The sequence below is a fragment of the Pleomorphochaeta sp. genome, from assembly GCF_050031695.1.
Lineage (GTDB): Bacteria > Spirochaetota > Spirochaetia > Sphaerochaetales > Sphaerochaetaceae > Pleomorphochaeta.
Genome location: NZ_JBNAIC010000004.1, coordinates 1 through 18,227 on the forward strand (window position 1 = coordinate 1; position 18,227 = coordinate 18,227).

The following is an 18,227-nucleotide window of genomic DNA, read 5'->3' on the forward strand; positions in this document are numbered from 1 at the left end:
AGACCACACCAATCTTTGGGATATTATGCACCAAATGAAATCTATTATAATGCATTTACTGGTGCAGCGAAAAAAGAGGAAAAACTACTGAAATATTCGTGAAATATTTTAGAAAGTGTCTTGATTTGCATCTCACTATAACAAACAACATTTTTGGAGTAATTTAATGAAACTTAATTACAAACTAATTTTAGCTGCAATATTAATATGTAGCCTAATTTCTTGTAGCAGCACAAAAAAGTCACAAGATGAAACAACTTTTGAGAATATCATCTTTGTAGATACAAATGCTAATGGTGATAATAATGGAACCTCTTGGAATAATGCATACAATGATTTACAAGATGCTATTTCATCCTCAAATTATGGAGATAGTATTTGGGTTGCAGAAGGTACTTATTATGCAAGTACAACTGACCAAGAAGAAAGTTTTTCATTAGTTGATGGAACTAACTTATATGGTGGATTTGAAGGAACAGAAACTTCAATTGATCAAAGAGATATAAATAGTAACGAAACAATATTAGATGGTGATTTTTTAAATACACCCGATGATGATACTGATAATACAAATAACATACTATTAGCTACTAATGGAATAATTGATGGATTTACTATTCAAAATGGATATAGTTCAAGTATGTTAGCAATGGGATCTCCACCTTCAGGTAAAAATGATAATGAAAATGATAAAAAAAGTGCTGGTCACAGCTCTCCTGAACAAGTAACTTCAGGTAATGCTGAAACAACTAGAAACGGAGCAGCTATTGTAGTTTGGGCTGTAAGTGCTGAAATAAAAAACGTTACTATTAAAAATTGTTATTCTGATAAAGGTGGAGCAATTTATGTAAACGATACAAGTAATTTAGATACACAGCCATTATTCTATAATGTAATAGTAGAAGATTGTTCATCATTTTCTCGTGGTGGAGGTATTTCCATAGATTATAAATCTTCTCCTATTTTCATTGATTGTCAATTTATAAATAATTTCTGTAATGGGAAAGGTGGTGCAATTTATGATGATTTCGCATGTAGCCCATATTTTTACAATTGTTTATTTTTAGATAACACTTGTGAATTTGCTGCTGGAATTGGTAATGATGGCTACTCTAACCCTAAAATAGTAAATTCAACATTCACAGGCAATTACTCAATAGAAGATGGAGCTGCATTATATCAAGGATCCGGTGGTTATAATGATCCAATAGTTATTAATTGTGTTGTTTCAGATAATATTAGTGACAATGGTAATGCATCAATTTATAACTTTAATGAATGTAATACAGCTGTTTATGATAGCATCATAGAAGGTGGTTATTATGGAACAGGCGATAATATAATTGATACAAAAGCTATTTTCGATGAAAACTATAATTGTTTAACAAATACTGAAATAGGATTTAATTATTCAGATTGTGGGAATAGAGATGATGAAGAAATCTTTGAAATTATCAACTATCTTTTAAGTATTGAAATGACTGAACTTCCTACAATTTTAGATCATTCTAACAAATCTGATTTAGTTTCTGAAACTAATACAATCTATGTTGACTTAAAAGGAAATGGAGATGGTTCTTCTAGTGATAATTCTTTAAGTGATTTACAAAAAGCAATTTATATGGCTAACAATTATTATGTTGAAAATGGTGAAGAAGTTAATATCTATATTGCAGATGGTACTTACACAGCAGGTAATAGCAGAATTGATTCATTCATGTTATTAGAGGGTGTTAATCTAATTGGAGAATCTCAAGATGGAACAATTCTATCTGGTGAAATTGGTGATTCTTCAATAAAAAGTGACAATACTTATCATGTAATTATTGGAAGTGATAAAGCATCAATTAACAACCTAACTATTACAGGCGGTTATGCAGACGCACAAGGAGATGATGCTGAAGAATATGATAGATTAGGAGGCGGATTATTTAATTATCTATCTGGTAATAGAAATGATTCAGTATTTACAGATACAATAGTATCAGATGCTGAAGTTACAGATAGCACCTTTGGCTTTAACACTACAGTTAATAATGTTACTTTCGTTGACAATTATGCTATTTTAGGCGGAGCAAGCTATACATATTTTGGTGGGAGTCCAATTTTTAGTGATTGTAATTTTATAGACAATAGTGCTGAATATGCAGGAGCAACTTATGATGTTAGTGGTTGTGGAAGTGGCTATAATAATTGTACATATGAAAACAATACTGCAGAGTACGTTGGTGGAGCAGCTATGGTAGATTATGGATCATTAACACAATATATTGATTGTACTTTTAATAACAACAGTGCAAAAGCTGGTGGAGTTGTTTATATATTAGATAGAGCCTCTCAAGAAATCGAAAATGACACACATTTCTCTGATTTAATCGACAGTTCTTGGACTAACAATTATGATATTTTCTCTACCGTATATTTTGATAATTGCTCTTTTAATAATAATACAGCACAAAATGGTGGTAATATTTTCTATGCAATTGAATCAAGCTTTGTTAAACTTGTTAATACTAAAATTGACAGTAGCGACTACTATTTAAGCTTTAATAGCACTATAATAGAATAGAATTTATATTTAGAACAAAGTACTTTATATCTTTTTAATAAAGTACTTTGTTTAAATAAACAACATAGTAATTAAACTAATAGAGGAAATTATGGATAAAGTAAAAACACTATCACTACTACAGGACTGCATTACCCTACTATCACAAAAAAAATTACCTGTTAATAAAAAATCAGAAAATAGAGACGAAAGAAAATTCAATCATAATCAAAGGAAAATGCTTGGTTTAATAAGAAATAACAATGAAATTAATCAAAGAAAGCTAGCTTCATTAATGAAGATAAGTCCGCAAGCAATATCAAAAGGGCTAAAGAAACTAGAAGAAAATAATTATATTATAAGAACTAATGGAAACCAAAAAAATGAAAATTTAATTTATTTAACAGCTGATGGTAAAAAAATAGCTGATAATCTTGATTTAGTAATTAATCATCATGCTAAAGAACTATTTTCTAATTTTAGTGATGAAGAAGTTGAAAACCTATATTATTTATTAAATAAAGTAATCGATAATCAAAGTAAAATTATTTCTAAATAATAATTAACATGAATTATTAATTTACAACTTTTCTTGCCATTCAAAACAAAATTCAAATAACACTTATTTATATTTTTTTTTCATAAAAAGAAAATATTTTAACAAAAATAAAATAATAAATACTAAAACATTGTTTTTACATTAACTTAAATGTAAAATATAAACATATTTATAGAAAGGATTTATTATGAGTAAAGAAAGAAAAATAAATAAAAGCAAATTAAGCAAACTAGAATATAATGTAACTCAAAACTCAGCAACAGAACCTCCTTTTAGTAGTAAATATCACAATAGTAATGAAAAAGGACTTTATGTTGATATAGTATCAGGTGAGCCTTTATTTTTATCTACAGAAAAATTTGATAGTGGTTGTGGTTGGCCAAGTTTTAGCTCTCCTATTGAAAAAGAATCTCTTGTTTATAATAAAGACGTCTCTTTTAATATGGAAAGAGTAGAAGTTAAATCTAAAATAGCAAATTCCCATCTTGGACATGTTTTTGATGATGGACCAATCGATAAAGGTGGACTTAGATATTGCATTAATGGAGCTTCTCTAAAATTTATTCCTTTTGAAAAATTAAAAGATGAAGGATATGAAGAATATATTAAATATTTCAAAAATTAATGCAATTATTTAATATCTAATAAATAAAAATTTATGGAAAGTATAACCAAAACTATAATATCTCAAAAAAACATCGAGAAAATAATTACAAAAGCATTTAAAAATTCTGTCAGCATATTAAATATAGCTGAATTGATTGATGGTTATTTTAATAGTAGCTATAAAATTACTCTAAATAACAACTTAAAAATCGTCTTAAAAATAGCACCAAAGTCAAATATAAATGTATTAACGTATGAAAAAAACATAATGAGAAATGAAGTAATAGTAAATTCACTATTGTCAAAAAATAATCCCTTTATTCCTGAAATTTTATATTATGATAATTCATTAAAACTTATAGAGTGCGAATACTTTATAATGAATTACATTGAAGGAATACCTCTAAATAAGTTAAAAAAAACTCTAAATTCTAAAAACCTTAAATCCATTTATTCTCAATTAGGACATTATACAAAAAAAATAAATTCAATAGAAAATAATTTTTTTGGGGATATCTCTAATAAAGAAAAACAATATAATAATTGGTTTGAATGCTTCTATTCAATGATTAATGACTTATTTAGTGATGCAAATAAAATACAATTAACTCTTTTTATTTCAAAATATGAGGCACTAGAAAAAATAATTAAATATAAAAATGAGCTTAAGAAAGTAAAAAAAGCTTCACTAGTTCATAAGGATCTCTGGGATGGAAATATTTTCATTAATCCTAATACTTTTGAAATCGAAGGAATTATAGATACTGAGAGAGCTTTATATGCTGATTATTTATTAGAAATTGCATGCGGACATTTAGATAATAATAAAGAATTTCTTTCAAGCTATTTAGATAAAAGTAATTTAACTAAATCAGAGCTAAAACGAATTAATCTTTATAAATTTTATTTATATTTAATTATGGTAATCGAATGTCCATATAGAAATTATAAAACAAATGATCAATATAATTGGGCTCTTCAAAGTTTAAAAGCAGTTTATTCAATCTTGTAAATCTAATAAAAAATAAATCACTCCACTAAATTAATAATGGAGTGAAATATATTTATCTAAATTTCAACAATCTTCTTAGATTATTTTTTAATTGGTGTACCATAGTAAGCTGATTCATAAATCATTTTTACAGCTTCTACAGAAGGAGTTCCAGGATTTGTTAATGTACAAGGATCACCAAAAGCATTCTTACTCATTCTATCGATAACTTCTTTGAATTTAGCTTCGTTAAAATCAACTTCAGTACAATCTTTAAATGATGCAGGAATATCTAATTTTTTATTTAATTCTCTAATAGTATCAGCTACATTATCAACTTTTAGAATTTCTTCAATATAATTATATTTATCAGTGAATTGTCTATTATAATCAATGATATAAGGTAATAAAATAGCATTAGCTAAACCGTGAGTTACACCAAATTCACCACCAATTTTATGTGCTAAAGAGTGAACTAAACCTAGAGATGCGTTTGTGAAAGCCATACCAGCTAAAGCTGAAGCTTCATGCATTGCTTCTCTTGCTTCTAAGTTTTCACCTTCACTATATGCAACAGGTAAATATTTATTAACTAATTCAATAGCTCTTACTGCATATGGTTCTGTGAAATTAGTTCCTGCAATTGAAACTAGGGCTTCTAAAGCATGACACATAACGTCCATACCTGTATTTGCTGTAATATGAGCTGGCATCTTCATAGGAAGAGCTGGATCTAAAATTGCTACATCTGGTACCATATCAGCTGCAACAATTGGGTATTTAATATGATTTTCAGTATCAGTAATAACTGAGAATGCTGTAATTTCACTAGCTGTTCCACTTGTTGAAGGAATAGCAACAAAACGAGCTTTATTTCTTAGAGGTGGCATTGAACCAACTTCGATAATTTCTTCGAATTTTAGTTCAGGATGTTCATAGAAACACCACATTACTTTAGCTGCATCTAATGCTGATCCACCACCAATTGCTACAATCCAATCTGGTTCAAAATCTAACATAGCTTTAGCACCACGAATAACAGTTTTTACTGATGGATTTGGTTCAACACCGTCTATAACAATAGATTCGATACCACCATCTTTTAGTATCTTAGCAGCTTGGTCTAAGAAACCAAATCTTTTCATTGAACTACCACCAGTTACTATAGCAGCTTTAGTTCCTTTAAGATCAGCTAATTTACTTAGAGAATTTTCACCGTAGTAAATTTCTCTTGGAATTGAAAAACTCATTAAACCCATTTTTTTCTCCTCAGATTTTAAATTACAAAAATAAAAAATCCTATTAGTTTTAATCGTTTGTGCATAATTAATATACTAATTATCACATTATTTATATATATTTAACAAAATATGTTACAATAATAATCTAAAACAGTGTATTTAATGATACAGCTATTTTCATTTACATCGATACATTATCACTCTGTGATATTTTATTCAAGTGGTTTATATATTTTTTTATCTATATTTTTTTATATATTAGATATCAATTATTTTTTATTATTTTTTTTACTAATTTTCGCTTATTTCACTGCCCAATTTATACTTTTTTTGTTATATTAGTAATTATGACAAATTTCGATTTACAATTATCAAAGCTAATATGTTTTAGCCAATTAAATTTAAAACCAGGTGATTCTTTATCAATAAACAGTGAAGAATCCACTTACCCGTTTTCTCTCGAGTTAGCAAAATTTGCTGCAAAAATTACAAATATACCTGTAAATATTGTTGTAACAGAAAATGGAAAAGTAACTCAAACTGTTCCTGTAGAACCTAATCTTTTAGATATCCAAAAACCTCAAGTAACTACTCAAATTATGTGTAGAATATTAGATTTAAATAATTTTAATTATTTAAATAGCGAAGATATAACGAAAATTTCTAATAATATAATTAAAATTAGTGAATATGGGATTTTAAGTGAACCTATAGATTTAAAAAGAAGAATAGCTATTCCATGGACCATAGTTCCATACCCATCTAAAGAATTTGTTAAACATGCATTTATAGATATGAGTGAGAATGAAGCTTTAGCTTACTTCGCTAAATTACTAAGATTTGATAATGAAAACATGATTCAATATTGGATTAACCAAGCTACATTATTAAGCTATAGAGTAAATATATTAAATTCACTTAATAATTATATTGAATTTAAGAACCGAACTTCTAAATTTAAAGCATTTTTAATTAAAGATGGAAATTGGGCTTCTAATTTCATAACTTTAAAAAACAAACGAAGTTTTTATAATTTTCTTCCATCACAAAATATTCACAACAATTTTGATTGTAAATCATTTGAAGGTCATATAGAAGCTAGTAGAGATTTTTACCTTTTTGGTAAACTAATAAAAAACGCATCTTTTAATTTTAAAAATGGAGAAGTCATATCTTATAAAGCTGAAACTAACAAAGAAGCTTTAGAGGCTTTTTTTGAATGTGATAAAAATGCTAATAAAGTATCAAGTATATATTTAACTGATGAAGAAACTCTTGAATCTAAATATATTACAAAAGGAACTCACCCTCTTTACTCTTTTGAAAATACAACTTCAATAATTCTCGGAGGAGCAACACAGGATTCATTAGCAAACTTTGATGAAGATACAAATCTTGATAAAATCAATATCAATCAATCTCTAGTTAAATTAGCAATACCAATTGGAGATGTATTTTCTAAAATAAACATTGGAGATACTACCGTTATTAAAGATGGAAATTTTGTAATTTAATAAAATAAAAAGATGTAATTTCTAATATCAAAACAATTAGAAATTACATCTTTTTTATATATCAATTATATAATAATTATATTTATTCAATATTAGATAATGCAATAAATCTTAATCCATCAAGCGTATGATCTTGTTTTACTTCATCTATTCTTGGGATTAAAGATGATATTGTATTTGATAATCCACCTGTAGCTATAACATAAAGCTTACCATCAATTTCTTCTTCTGTTCTTTTTATCATTGATTCAACTAAACCAGCGAATCCGAACATTATACCAGATCTAATTGAACAATCACTTGAACGTCCCATTGTTTTTTCAGGAGCTTTTAATTGAACTTGTGGTAATTGAGCAGTCTTTCCAAATAATGCATTTACTGCAGTTATTAATCCAGGCGCAATAGATACGCCTAAAACTTCACCGTTTTTATTAACACAACTCATAGTAAGAGCTGTACCAAAATCAACTACCATGACATCTTTATTAGGATATAAATGATGAGCTTGAGCTAAATTACACAATAAATCAGAACCTAATTCCAAAGGTATACTATTTCTAATTAAACCTGTATTTAAATCATGATTTACCATAATAGGTTCAATATCAAACAATCTTACTAAGTTCTTTTGCATTACTCTATTTAAATTAGGAACTACAGAAGAAATTACAGTATGTGTAATATGATATTCTTGAGGATGTAAATTATGTAACAATGATTCAAGAACTACAAAATATTCATCAGTTGTTTTATGTATATCTGTATGGATACGCCAAGTATTAACCCAAGACTTTCCGTCATGAATTGCCAAAACAATGTTTGTATTTCCAATATCAACTGCAAATAACATAAAACAACCTCACAAATTATATTGATAAATGATGATGTGATACACCTTGATAAAGTTTATCTCTTAATTCGCTAACACCTTCATCTACTAAGTATTCATCAAAAGGCATCATTCTATCAATTATACCATTAGGAGTAAATTCTATAATTCTATTAGCAATAGTATTAACAAATTGATGGTCATGTGAATTAAATAGTATTACACCTTTATAATCAATTAAACTGTTATTTAATGCTGTAATTGATTCTAAGTCTAAATGAGATGTAGGTTCATCAAAAACTAAACAATTTGCTTGTTCTAACATCATTTTAGATAAAACACATCTTACCTTTTCACCACCTGATAAAACAGTGCAATCCTTAAGAGCTTCATCACCACTAAATAACATTCTACCTAAGAAAGATCTTATATAGGTATCATCTTTTAATTCTGGAGAATATTGTCTTAACCAATCTGTAATATTTACATGTTCAGAAAAATATGAAGAATTATCTTTTGGGAAATAAGATTGAGATGTTGTAACACCCCATTTATAAGAGCCTTTATCTGGTTCAATTCTTCCACTAATTATATCAAATAATAATGTCTTTGCTTGGTGGTTTGGACCAACAAAAGCAATTTTATCATCTCTATTTAATACTAAATCCAAGTTATCTAAAATTTTTACACCATCGACAACTTTAGTTAAACCTTCAATTTCTAAAACATTATTACCAACTTCTCTTTCTGGTTTAAAAGCAATATAAGGGAATCTTCTTGAAGATGGTTTAATATCATCGATAGTAAGTTTATCTATTAATTTCTTTCTGCTTGTAGCTTGCTTAGCTTTAGAAGCATTCGAACTAAATCTTTGAATAAAATCTTTTAATTCAGAAATTTTATCTTCTCTACGTTTCTTATCATCTTTCATTTGTTTTGCAACTAATTGACTTGATAAATACCAGAAATCATAGTTACCAACATATAACTGTATTTTAGAATAATCTATATCTGCTATATGAGTACAAACACTATTTAAGAAGTGTCTATCGTGGCTAACAACAATAACAGTGTTTTCAAAATTTTCTAGAAAATTTTCTAACCAATTAATTGACTCTAAATCTAAGTGGTTTGTAGGTTCGTCTAATAAAAGAATATCAGGAGTTCCAAATAATGCTTGTGCTAATAAAACCCTAACTTTTAATGTATCATCTATATCAGCCATTTTTTTATTATGAAAATCTGTTGAAATACCAAGACCATCTAACATTTGACCAACTTCAGCTTCAGCTTCCCATCCACCAAGTTCTGCAAATTCATTTTCTAAATCAGCTGCTCTAATGCCATCTTCTTCACTAAAGTCTTCTTTTTCATAAATAGCTTCTCTTTCTTTCATTATGGTATAGAGTTTTTCATAACCCTTAATTACTGTTTCCATAACTGTATAATCTTGGAAAGCATAATGATCCTGTCTAAGCATAGTTAGACGTTCTCCAGGTGTAATTATTACATCACCTGTATCTTGTTCAATCTCACCTGATAAAATTTTTAAAAATGTAGATTTTCCTGCGCCATTTGCACCGATAATACCGTAACAATTACCAGGTGTAAATTTAATATTTACATCCTTAAATAATACTTGTGTACCGTAAGATAATGAAATATTTGAAGCTGTTATCATTTATTTACCCTTATATTTAATTTATATTTACCTACTCAAAAATAAAGACAACCCACCATAAGGCTGCCTTCATAAAAAAATAGTCCCTAGGGGAATCGAACCCCTATTTAAAGACTGAGAATCTCTCGTCCTAGCCGTTAGACGAAGGGACCATACAGCTGGGATAGAGGGATTTGAACCCCCAAAAACAGAACCAGAATCTGCTGTGTTACCATTACACTATATCCCAAAACACTAATGGCTAATATACCTTTATAAAAAATAATTGTCAATTAGTAATCTTGGTATAAGTCTAAGTAGGCAATTCCCCTATCTCATTTTTTATTTATTCACCTTCATAAGTTAATAAAACATCTATTTTATATTTTTCTAATACTTTTTCATATCCTAAAAAAGGCAATCCAATTACACCACCAATAGCTTCAACTTCTGCGCCATTTTCTTCAATTATAGCTCTTGCAGCATCAATAGTTCCCCCTGTAGCTAATAAATCATCAATGATTAATATTTTATCACCTTCATTAATATCTACATGTTGAATACATATTGTATCAACGCCATATTCAAGTGCAAATTCTTTTTCATAAACTGCACCTGGTAATTTACCTTTTTTTCTTGCTAATATTAAAGGTACATTCATTTTTGCAGCTAAAGGACTTGCAAAAATAAAGCCTCTTGCTTCTAAACAAACAATACCATCAATTTTTTTATCTTTATATAAATCGTAAAATGCATCAATACAATAATTAAAAGCTTCAGGTTTAGCTAAAATTCCTGTTATATCATAAAAAAGAATTCCTTCTTTTGGAAAATCTTTCACCTTTCTAATTGCTGAGTCCAAATCATATTTTTCCATTAAATCGCTCCCTATTGCTTTTTTTTAAATGCACTTACACGTGCACTTGCACTTATATCAAATTCATCAGTATACCCATCTTTTAAATAATGATATGCAAGACCTGCTATCATTGCTCCATTATCAGTACATAATTTAAGAGAAGGGAAAGTAACTGTGTAACCGCCTTTTTCTAAGTCTTTTAATTCTGATCTTAATAGACTATTTGCTGCAACACCACCACCTGCTGACACTCTCTTTAATTCTGTATTTTTTAATGCAAGCTTTATTCGTTTCATTAATATACCAACTGCAGCTCTTTGAAAACTTGCTGCAATATTTTCATTTGTAACTTCTTCACCTTCAACATGAAATTTATCTAACTGATTAATAACTGCTGTTTTTAAACCTGAATATGAAACATCATATTCATGGCCTTTTGATAAAGAAGGACCAGGAAATAAAAACGCCTTTGAATTACCATTTTTGCTTAATCTATCGATTACAACACCACCTGGGTATCCTAATCCATAATGTTTAGCAACTTTGTCAAAAGCTTCACCTATAGCATCATCTATAGTAGTTCCCATTACTTCAACATCATCATAACTATTTACTTTACAAATTACAGTATGTCCACCTGAAACCAAAACTCCTAAATATGGATATTCAAGAGGTGTTTCAATTTGTGATGCAAATAAATGTGCTCTAATATGATCAATAGTAATAAATGGTACATCTAAAGTTGCAGCTAAACCTTTTGCAAAATTAACTCCAACTAATAAAGATCCTAATAATCCAGGCCTATTAGTTACAGCTACTGCATCAATATCTTCTTTCTTTATTTTTGCTTGCACAATTGCAGCACTTACAACTTGATCAATCCATTCAGTATGCAATCTACTAGCTAGCTCAGGGACAACACCTTCATAAGGCTTATGCAGCTCTATTTGAGTTGCAACTACATTACTTAATACTTTGTTTCCATCTTCGACTATTGCTGCGCTACATTCATCACAAGATGTTTCTATTCCTAAAACAATCATACTCTTTATTTACCTTAATTATTTATTCGGTTTAAGTTTTGTAACCATTCTAATGAAATCATCGAGTGATTCAATAGATGAACTTCTTGTCATAGCTTCAAAATGAGCTCTTTGATGTAAATCTGAAATAGTATTTCCTTCGTTTAATAATGAAGGATACAATCCCATATAAAATTCAGCTACTTCAGGATCCCAAGTTTCTGTAATGACTGGTCTTTTATCTATATCTTTAGTCATTTGATACGCATAAGTATCATTTCTTAAAGGAAGTTTTACAGTTTTTAATATTTTTTTTTGCTTGTTTACCATACCGGCTTAGCTTACATTTTTTAAGGATGTCGGTCAAGATTTAGCCTATGATTATAGTTAATAAAATAAATAGTTAAATATTTAAATTTCTAGTTGAAAAAGATTATATATATATAGTATCTTTTTCATATTGCCGGAGTAGCTCAGGGGTAGAGCAACGCTCTCGTAAAGCGTGGGTCAAGGGTTCAATTCCCTCCTCCGGCTATCAAAGAAATTACTATTTACTTTATAAATAAAACGGGTACCTTTTTTAAGGTACCCAAATTTATTAAAATATAAATTCTAATTTATTTATTATTGATTACAGCTTGAGCTGCAGCTAATCTAGCAATTGGAACTCTGAAAGGAGAACAAGAAACATAATTTAGTCCTACTTTTTGACAGAAATCAATAGTTTTTGGATCGCCTCCATGTTCACCACAAATACCTAATTTGATAGTTGGTCTAACACTTCTTCCTAATTTAGTTGCCATATCAACAAGTTTTCCAACACCATCAACATCAATTGATGCAAAAGGATCGTAATCATAGAATAGTTTATCAGTATCTTGAACATAATGATTTAAGAATGATGCTGCATCATCTCTTGAGAAACCACAAGTCATTTGAGTTAAGTCATTAGTACCAAAACTAAAGAATTCAGCTTCATGTGCAATTTCATCAGCAGTAATTGCTGCACGAGGAACTTCAATCATTGTACCAATTTTATATTCTACTTTATCTTTTCTATCTGCAAATAATTCTTCAATTACTTCTAAAGCATGTTTCTTACAGAAAATAAACTCTTTATAATTTCCTACTAAAGGAATCATAATTTCTGGGAATACTTTAATACCTTCAGCTTGAACATTTAAAGCAGCTTCCATAATAGCTCTAACTTGCATTTTTAGAATTTCAGGATAAACAATTGCTAATCTACAACCTCTAAATCCTAACATAGGATTAAATTCATGCAATTCAGTAATCTTTTGTGCAATTCTTTCGACAGAAATACCTAAATCAAGTGCTAATTCGTGTCTAGATGTGTGGTCGTTTGGCAAAAATTCATGTAAAGGTGGATCTAATAATCTAATTGTTGCAGCTCTTCCGTCTAATTCTCTAAAGATTTCTTCGAAATCACTTCTTTGCATTGGTAATAATTCTTCAAGTGCAGCTTCTCTAGTCATTAGATTTTCTGCTAGAATCATTTTTCTAATAGATTTAATTCTTTGTCCACCAAAGAACATATGTTCAGTTCTACAAAGGCCAATACCTTCAGCTCCTAAAGAAACAGCTCTTTTTACATCTTGTGGTGTATCTGCGTTTGTTCTAACACCTAATTCCTTAATTTCTTCAACATAACCCATAAATTTATTATAGTTTTCGAAAAGTAAAGAATCTTCTTCTTTCATAGTACCATCTAATACTTGAACAATTTCACTAGGTTTAACAGCAATCTTTGCACCATATACAGCTCCAGTAAAACCATCAATAGATAAATAATCGCCTTCATTAAATGTAAGATCGCCTACAGCCATTGTTTTCTTTTTTTCGTTTACAACAATTTCACTAACACCTGATACACAAGGACAACCCATTCCTCTAGCAACAACAGCAGCGTGAGATGTCATACCACCACGAGCAGTTACAACACCTTTAGAAACAGCCATACCTTGAATATCTTCAGGAGAGGTTTCGGTTCTAACTAAAATAACAGCTTTACCAGTCTTTGCAATTTCTTCCGCTTTTGCTGCAGTGAAATAAATATGTCCACAAGCACCACCTGGAGAAGCATTTAAACCTTTTGCAATTTCTTTAATATTTTCTTCTGAAATGATAGTGTTATCTAAAACAGGTGCAAATAATTTATTAAATTCACCAGCTGGAACTCTAGAAACTGCAGTTTTTTTATCAACTAAACCTTCTTCAACCATTTCAACTTGGCTTCTTAACCAACTAAATACAGTTCTTTTACCATTTCTAGTTTGAAGCATGAATAATTTACCTTCTTGAATGGTAAATTCTAAGTCTTGCATGTCATGATAGTGATTTTCTAAAATAGTTCTAATTTCAACTAATTGATCATATACTTTAGGATTAACTTCTTTAAGTGTATCAATTGGTTGTGGAGTTCTAATTCCAGCTACAACATCTTCACCTTGAGCATTCATTAGATATTCACCATAGAATTTATTTTCACCAGTTGATGGGTCTCTTGTAAATGCAACACCAGTTCCTGATGTATCACCCATATTACCAAATACCATTGTTTGAACATTAACAGCAGTACCTAAAAGTCCTCTAATATCATTCATTTGACGATATTTAATAGCTCTTTCATTATTCCAAGAATTAAATACAGCAATAATAGCTTTAAATAATTGTTCTTGTGGTTCTGTTGGAAATTCTTCATTAGTATATCTCTTATATACTAATAAATATCTTTTAATTACTTCTTTTAAATCTTCAACATTTAATTCAGTATCATAAACTTTGTCTGTTTCATCTTTTACACTTTGAAGAGCCAATTCAAATTCATGATGTGGTACATTCATTACAACATCACCAAACATTTGAATAAATCTTCTATAACTATCCCAAGCAAATCTTTCATTTCCAGATTTTTTTATTAATGCATCAACAGTATCTAAATTTAAACCTAAATTTAAAACTGTATCCATCATACCAGGCATAGATTGTGCAGCACCAGATCTTACTGAAACTAATAATGGGTTCGAATTATCACCTAATTTTGCACCCATAGTTTTTTCTAATTTAGTTAAGGTTTCTAAAACTTCAGTTTCAAGTTGTTTTGGTAATTGACCATTGTGTGTATTGAAATATTCACAAGCTTCTGTGCTTATTGTGAAACCTGGTGGAACAGGCAATCCAATAGAAGTCATTTCAGCTAGGTTAGCACCCTTACCCCCTAGTAGTTCTTTCATAGAAGCAGTACCTTCTGCTTGTCCGTCACCAAAGAAATATACATATTTCTCGTTGTTTTGGTTCATAATTTCCTCCAAAAAAAATTATACAAATAACATAGTAAAATAAGAGTAGGTTATTATAGCAATATATGTCAATCAATATTTGTAATTTATAATCAATAACAATAAAAAATATATGTGAAAAATAAGCTATTTCATACAATTACTAAATTAGTTTACTACTATTATTTTATGTTTAGTAATTTAATGTTAATATATGTATAGTTGTCTGCTCGTTTAGATAAAAAAATACCTATTTTTAAAGCACAAAAAAGGACAAATACTTAACAAGCATTTGTCCAATTTTTATTGATTGAGGTTATTTAAGCACTATAGCTTTCTAAACTTCTATGTACTTCAGTATTTTGTAATCTTTGTAAAGCTCTTTTTTCAATTTGTCTAATTCTTTCTTTAGTTAAATTATAGATTTCACCGATCTCTTTAAGACTCATTTGACTCTTATTATTTAGGCCAAAACGATATTCAATAATATCTTTTTCTTTTTCACTTAGTTGATTTAATGCTTCATTTATATCATCTATTAATAAATCACTCATTACTTGCTTATCTGGTGAATCAATATCTGATTCAATATAATCAGCAATACTACTTGTTTCGTTATCCTTAAATACAGGAGCATCTAAACTAACCATATCTTTTGAAACAGATACTAAAGTTTTTACAACTTTAACATCTAAATGAGTTTCTTCTGCTAATGTTTCAATAGAAGGTTCTTCTCCATTTAAATGCATTAATGTTTTTTGAGCTTTTTGAATTTGTAATAATTCATTAGATCTATTTAAAGGAAGTCTAACAGCTCTACTTTTCTCATTAATAGCTTTCATTATTGATTGTCTAATCCACCATACTGCATATGAAATAAAATGATATCCTTTATCAACATCAAACTTATCTAATGCAGTCATTAATCCAATATTTCCTTCATTAATCAAGTCATCTAAAGGTAATCCTTGATTTTGATATTTTTTTGCAATTTTTACAACAAAACGGAGGTTTGATTCAATAACTTTATTTCTAGCTCTTAAATCACCTTTCTTTATTTTTTTGAAAAGTTCAACTTCTTCTTCATGAGAAATAAGAGGTAATTTATTTAATTCCTTCATATACATTGAAAGTACACTAGAATCATCATTATTAATTTCATTATTATTTAGCATATTATTATCTTTTTCCATGTTTTTGTCCTCCATGTTGTTAATTAGTATGCAATAAGCATGCCAAAACTAAATAAGTAACAAATAAACAACATCATGGATATTTTTTATGCCAAAACATTGATCTTTATCGAAAGATTTATAATATACAAAAAAATAACAGGTCATATTGACCCGTTAAAATTAAATATAAAATATAGTGTTTCATTTTGACACATATAAAACAATTGACAAATAGATAAGTGGCTTTTTGCCCCATTTGTAACCAAACTAAGCAAAAAAAGCGTCTTCAAACATCATCCAAGGAAAATCTATTTCTATTGTTTTATAAAATGAACGCTTATTTTCATCTTTTATGTAAAATGGACTTTCTTCCATTTCTTTTGAGAGCTCAATAAAAGTATCTTCGATTAAATCAAATATCATATCACCTTCACTTAAAGCAACTTTTATCTTTTTTTTACCTAATAAATACATAATAAATTGAATTTTAAAAAATTCTAAAAAGTCATCTTCAAGAGATTCAATATCTTTATTCCTTAAAATAAAGGTATCACAAAAACAATCTAAGCCTTTGACTAAATCCTTATTATCTAAAAAAGAATTAGCTAATTTATAAAAAGTTTTAGCCAATGAAAGCTGAGATGTTTCTTGAGTAAAATAATAACTAGAATCAATTCCTCTTTTTATTAAATTCATATCTTCTTTCATTCTTTTTCTCCTCTCTGGCTTTCACCTAAAATATAATTATATAAATTCTAAAAGGCAACTTTTTTTAAAAATAAAAAAAATATATTTATAATATTGCCACTTACATTTTATATTGTTATATTTAATAACGTGCAAAGCGATAGATTCTTTGCACTATTTATAGTAAACAAACTCTAAGGAGATATAAAAATGACAGTAAAACCTTTAGGTGACAGAATTTTAGTTAAAATGGATGAAGTAAAAGCTCAAACTGCTAGTGGTTTATTTATTCCACAATCTGCACAAGAAAAAACTCAAATTGCTTCAGTTATCGCTATTGGTGATGACAAAGATGCAATCACAGTTAAAGTAGGAGATAAAATTCTACATGACAAATATGCAGGAACTCAAATTAAAATTGATGGTGAAGAACTACTAATTATAAATATGGGTGATGTTTTAGCGGTTGTTGAATAAACCTCTTATAACATTTATTTTAGCTATTTAGATATATTCTAAATAGCTTTTTTTTAACAAATTGAAGTTTTTCTTTTATTCCCTATTTTTTTTAGCTTAATCATTTTATCTAAATAAGTTGGAATTTCAGCAACTTTACAATATGTATTTTTCATATCAACATTTACTTTACCTATCGATTTTGCTATTTCTATAACATAAGAAGTTAATTCAGGAATATATGCCCCACATACTAATAGAAAATTATTCATATTATATTTGATTCTATTTTCTTCACTCTTTATATTGTTTTTAACAATTTCAATTGTCTCTTTAACTTTTTCAATATCTATTTCACTATTATCGACAATGGAAATGTATTCACAATATAAGCAATAAGCAAAAAGTCTCAAATTATTATTTTCACTAGATATATATCTTTCAATTATTGTATCTACGTTTTTCAGATAAAAGCCTAATTGTGCTAATACATTTTCTATTATATTATAACTATCACTTTCTTCAACAAACCTAATTATCATAGCTTCATCAATATTACTAAGATCAAAAATGTATTTACTCATATACATACATTCATATATATGAGTATTATATAATTCTAATGCCATTTCATTATCATTTTTATATGGTTTTGCTATCTTTTTTATATCAGTATAATTAACACCTAATACTTTATTAGTTGCACCATTATTAATAAATCTAACTTTAGTTTTCTCATTAGCTTTTTTCTCTAATAATTCAATAACATTTTTTACCATAT

Annotated in this window: 16 protein-coding genes and 3 tRNA genes; 7 read left to right on the forward strand and 12 right to left on the reverse strand. The window is 28.3% G+C overall.

The annotated features are described in order from the left end of the window. Positions 1–166 precede the first annotated feature (166 nt). The 4 genes from ACPKM0_RS00140 to ACPKM0_RS00155 all read left to right on the forward strand — a co-directional run bounded on the left by ACPKM0_RS00140 (position 167) and on the right by ACPKM0_RS00155 (position 4,725). Positions 167–2,569, forward strand: a complete 2,403-nt coding sequence (locus tag ACPKM0_RS00140; RefSeq protein WP_472472770.1) for a hypothetical protein — start codon at positions 167–169, stop codon at positions 2,567–2,569. Positions 2,570–2,660: 91 nt separating this feature from the next. Then, positions 2,661–3,107: a MarR family winged helix-turn-helix transcriptional regulator gene (locus ACPKM0_RS00145; RefSeq protein WP_472472771.1), complete on the forward strand. Its 447-nt coding sequence runs from the start codon at positions 2,661–2,663 to the stop codon at positions 3,105–3,107. Positions 3,108–3,294: 187 nt separating this feature from the next. Further along, positions 3,295–3,732, forward strand: a complete 438-nt coding sequence (msrB, locus tag ACPKM0_RS00150) for a peptide-methionine (R)-S-oxide reductase MsrB (RefSeq protein ID WP_472472772.1) — start codon at positions 3,295–3,297, stop codon at positions 3,730–3,732. Positions 3,733–3,765: 33 nt separating this feature from the next. Further along, entirely contained in the window at positions 3,766–4,725 is a 960-nt protein-coding gene (locus ACPKM0_RS00155) for a phosphotransferase family protein (protein WP_472472773.1), read from the forward strand. 80 nt (positions 4,726–4,805) lie between these two features. Here ACPKM0_RS00155 and ACPKM0_RS00160 read toward each other — a convergent pair whose 3' ends face one another. Next, positions 4,806–5,963: an iron-containing alcohol dehydrogenase gene (locus ACPKM0_RS00160; protein WP_472472774.1), complete on the reverse strand. Its 1,158-nt coding sequence runs from the start codon at positions 5,961–5,963 to the stop codon at positions 4,806–4,808. A gap of 329 nt (positions 5,964–6,292) precedes the next feature. Between ACPKM0_RS00160 and ACPKM0_RS00165 the strand changes: the two genes are divergently transcribed. Next, the gene (locus tag ACPKM0_RS00165; RefSeq protein ID WP_472472775.1) at positions 6,293–7,459 is read left to right on the forward strand and encodes an aminopeptidase; all 1,167 of its coding nucleotides are present in this window, start codon (positions 6,293–6,295) and stop codon (positions 7,457–7,459) included. 82 nt (positions 7,460–7,541) lie between these two features. Here ACPKM0_RS00165 and ACPKM0_RS00170 read toward each other — a convergent pair whose 3' ends face one another. The 7 genes from ACPKM0_RS00170 to ACPKM0_RS00200 all read right to left on the reverse strand — a co-directional run bounded on the left by ACPKM0_RS00170 (position 7,542) and on the right by ACPKM0_RS00200 (position 12,159). After that, entirely contained in the window at positions 7,542–8,309 is a 768-nt protein-coding gene (locus tag ACPKM0_RS00170; protein ID WP_472472776.1) for a type III pantothenate kinase, read from the reverse strand. Positions 8,310–8,325: 16 nt separating this feature from the next. Then, positions 8,326–9,969, reverse strand: coding sequence for an ABC-F family ATP-binding cassette domain-containing protein (locus ACPKM0_RS00175; RefSeq protein WP_472472777.1), 1,644 nt, complete (start codon positions 9,967–9,969; stop codon positions 8,326–8,328). Positions 9,970–10,049: 80 nt separating this feature from the next. After that, a tRNA-Glu gene (locus ACPKM0_RS00180) sits at positions 10,050–10,121 on the reverse strand. A gap of 6 nt (positions 10,122–10,127) precedes the next feature. Beyond that, positions 10,128–10,198, reverse strand: a tRNA-Gln gene (locus ACPKM0_RS00185). 96 nt (positions 10,199–10,294) lie between these two features. Beyond that, positions 10,295–10,825 carry an adenine phosphoribosyltransferase gene (locus ACPKM0_RS00190; protein WP_472472778.1) on the reverse strand — a complete coding sequence of 177 codons (531 nt, stop codon included), beginning with the start codon at positions 10,823–10,825 and terminating at the stop codon, positions 10,295–10,297. An 11-nt stretch (positions 10,826–10,836) separates the two neighbouring features. Then, complete coding sequence (gene tsaD / locus ACPKM0_RS00195) at positions 10,837–11,850, reverse strand: tRNA (adenosine(37)-N6)-threonylcarbamoyltransferase complex transferase subunit TsaD (RefSeq protein ID WP_472472779.1); 1,014 nt, start codon at positions 11,848–11,850, stop codon at positions 10,837–10,839. A gap of 18 nt (positions 11,851–11,868) precedes the next feature. Next, positions 11,869–12,159: a hypothetical protein gene (locus tag ACPKM0_RS00200; protein ID WP_472472780.1), complete on the reverse strand. Its 291-nt coding sequence runs from the start codon at positions 12,157–12,159 to the stop codon at positions 11,869–11,871. A 132-nt stretch (positions 12,160–12,291) separates the two neighbouring features. On the opposite strand from ACPKM0_RS00200, the gene ACPKM0_RS00205 reads away from it, so the two are divergent. Further along, positions 12,292–12,363, forward strand: a tRNA-Thr gene (locus tag ACPKM0_RS00205). An 83-nt stretch (positions 12,364–12,446) separates the two neighbouring features. On the opposite strand, the gene ppdK is transcribed toward ACPKM0_RS00205, so the two are convergent. From ppdK to ACPKM0_RS00220, 3 genes are all read right to left on the reverse strand, one after another. Then, positions 12,447–15,149, reverse strand: coding sequence for a pyruvate, phosphate dikinase (ppdK, locus tag ACPKM0_RS00210; protein WP_472472781.1), 2,703 nt, complete (start codon positions 15,147–15,149; stop codon positions 12,447–12,449). Positions 15,150–15,448: 299 nt separating this feature from the next. Continuing rightward, positions 15,449–16,321, reverse strand: coding sequence for a sigma-70 family RNA polymerase sigma factor (locus ACPKM0_RS00215; RefSeq protein ID WP_472472782.1), 873 nt, complete (start codon positions 16,319–16,321; stop codon positions 15,449–15,451). Between the two features lie 249 nt (positions 16,322–16,570). After that, positions 16,571–17,011, reverse strand: coding sequence for a hypothetical protein (locus ACPKM0_RS00220; RefSeq protein ID WP_472472783.1), 441 nt, complete (start codon positions 17,009–17,011; stop codon positions 16,571–16,573). Between the two features lie 189 nt (positions 17,012–17,200). On the opposite strand from ACPKM0_RS00220, the gene ACPKM0_RS00225 reads away from it, so the two are divergent. Beyond that, positions 17,201–17,467: a co-chaperone GroES gene (locus tag ACPKM0_RS00225; RefSeq protein WP_472472784.1), complete on the forward strand. Its 267-nt coding sequence runs from the start codon at positions 17,201–17,203 to the stop codon at positions 17,465–17,467. Between the two features lie 53 nt (positions 17,468–17,520). Here the strand turns inward: ACPKM0_RS00225 and ACPKM0_RS00230 are convergent, their stop codons facing one another. Further along, positions 17,521–18,225 (reverse strand): DNA alkylation repair protein, encoded by a 705-nt coding sequence (locus tag ACPKM0_RS00230; protein ID WP_472472785.1) that lies wholly within the window; start codon positions 18,223–18,225, stop codon positions 17,521–17,523. Positions 18,226–18,227: the final 2 nt, after the last annotated feature.

Bases quoted from the DNA above. Each gene is read 5' to 3' on its own strand.
- ACPKM0_RS00140 (WP_472472770.1), top strand. From the start codon at position 167: ATGAAACTTAATTACAAACTAATTTTAGCTGCAATATTAATATGTAGC.
- ACPKM0_RS00145 (WP_472472771.1), top strand. From the start codon at position 2,661: ATGGATAAAGTAAAAACACTATCACTACTACAGGACTGCATTACCCTA.
- msrB (WP_472472772.1), top strand. From the start codon at position 3,295: ATGAGTAAAGAAAGAAAAATAAATAAAAGCAAATTAAGCAAACTAGAA.
- ACPKM0_RS00155 (WP_472472773.1), top strand. From the start codon at position 3,766: ATGGAAAGTATAACCAAAACTATAATATCTCAAAAAAACATCGAGAAA.
- ACPKM0_RS00160 (WP_472472774.1), bottom strand. From the start codon at position 5,963: ATGGGTTTAATGAGTTTTTCAATTCCAAGAGAAATTTACTACGGTGAA.
- ACPKM0_RS00165 (WP_472472775.1), top strand. From the start codon at position 6,293: ATGACAAATTTCGATTTACAATTATCAAAGCTAATATGTTTTAGCCAA.
- ACPKM0_RS00170 (WP_472472776.1), bottom strand. From the start codon at position 8,309: ATGTTATTTGCAGTTGATATTGGAAATACAAACATTGTTTTGGCAATT.
- ACPKM0_RS00175 (WP_472472777.1), bottom strand. From the start codon at position 9,969: ATGATAACAGCTTCAAATATTTCATTATCTTACGGTACACAAGTATTA.
- ACPKM0_RS00190 (WP_472472778.1), bottom strand. From the start codon at position 10,825: ATGGAAAAATATGATTTGGACTCAGCAATTAGAAAGGTGAAAGATTTT.
- tsaD (WP_472472779.1), bottom strand. From the start codon at position 11,850: ATGATTGTTTTAGGAATAGAAACATCTTGTGATGAATGTAGCGCAGCA.
- ACPKM0_RS00200 (WP_472472780.1), bottom strand. From the start codon at position 12,159: ATGGTAAACAAGCAAAAAAAAATATTAAAAACTGTAAAACTTCCTTTA.
- ppdK (WP_472472781.1), bottom strand. From the start codon at position 15,149: ATGAACCAAAACAACGAGAAATATGTATATTTCTTTGGTGACGGACAA.
- ACPKM0_RS00215 (WP_472472782.1), bottom strand. From the start codon at position 16,321: ATGGAAAAAGATAATAATATGCTAAATAATAATGAAATTAATAATGAT.
- ACPKM0_RS00220 (WP_472472783.1), bottom strand. From the start codon at position 17,011: ATGAAAGAAGATATGAATTTAATAAAAAGAGGAATTGATTCTAGTTAT.
- ACPKM0_RS00225 (WP_472472784.1), top strand. From the start codon at position 17,201: ATGACAGTAAAACCTTTAGGTGACAGAATTTTAGTTAAAATGGATGAA.
- ACPKM0_RS00230 (WP_472472785.1), bottom strand. From the start codon at position 18,225: ATGGTAAAAAATGTTATTGAATTATTAGAGAAAAAAGCTAATGAGAAA.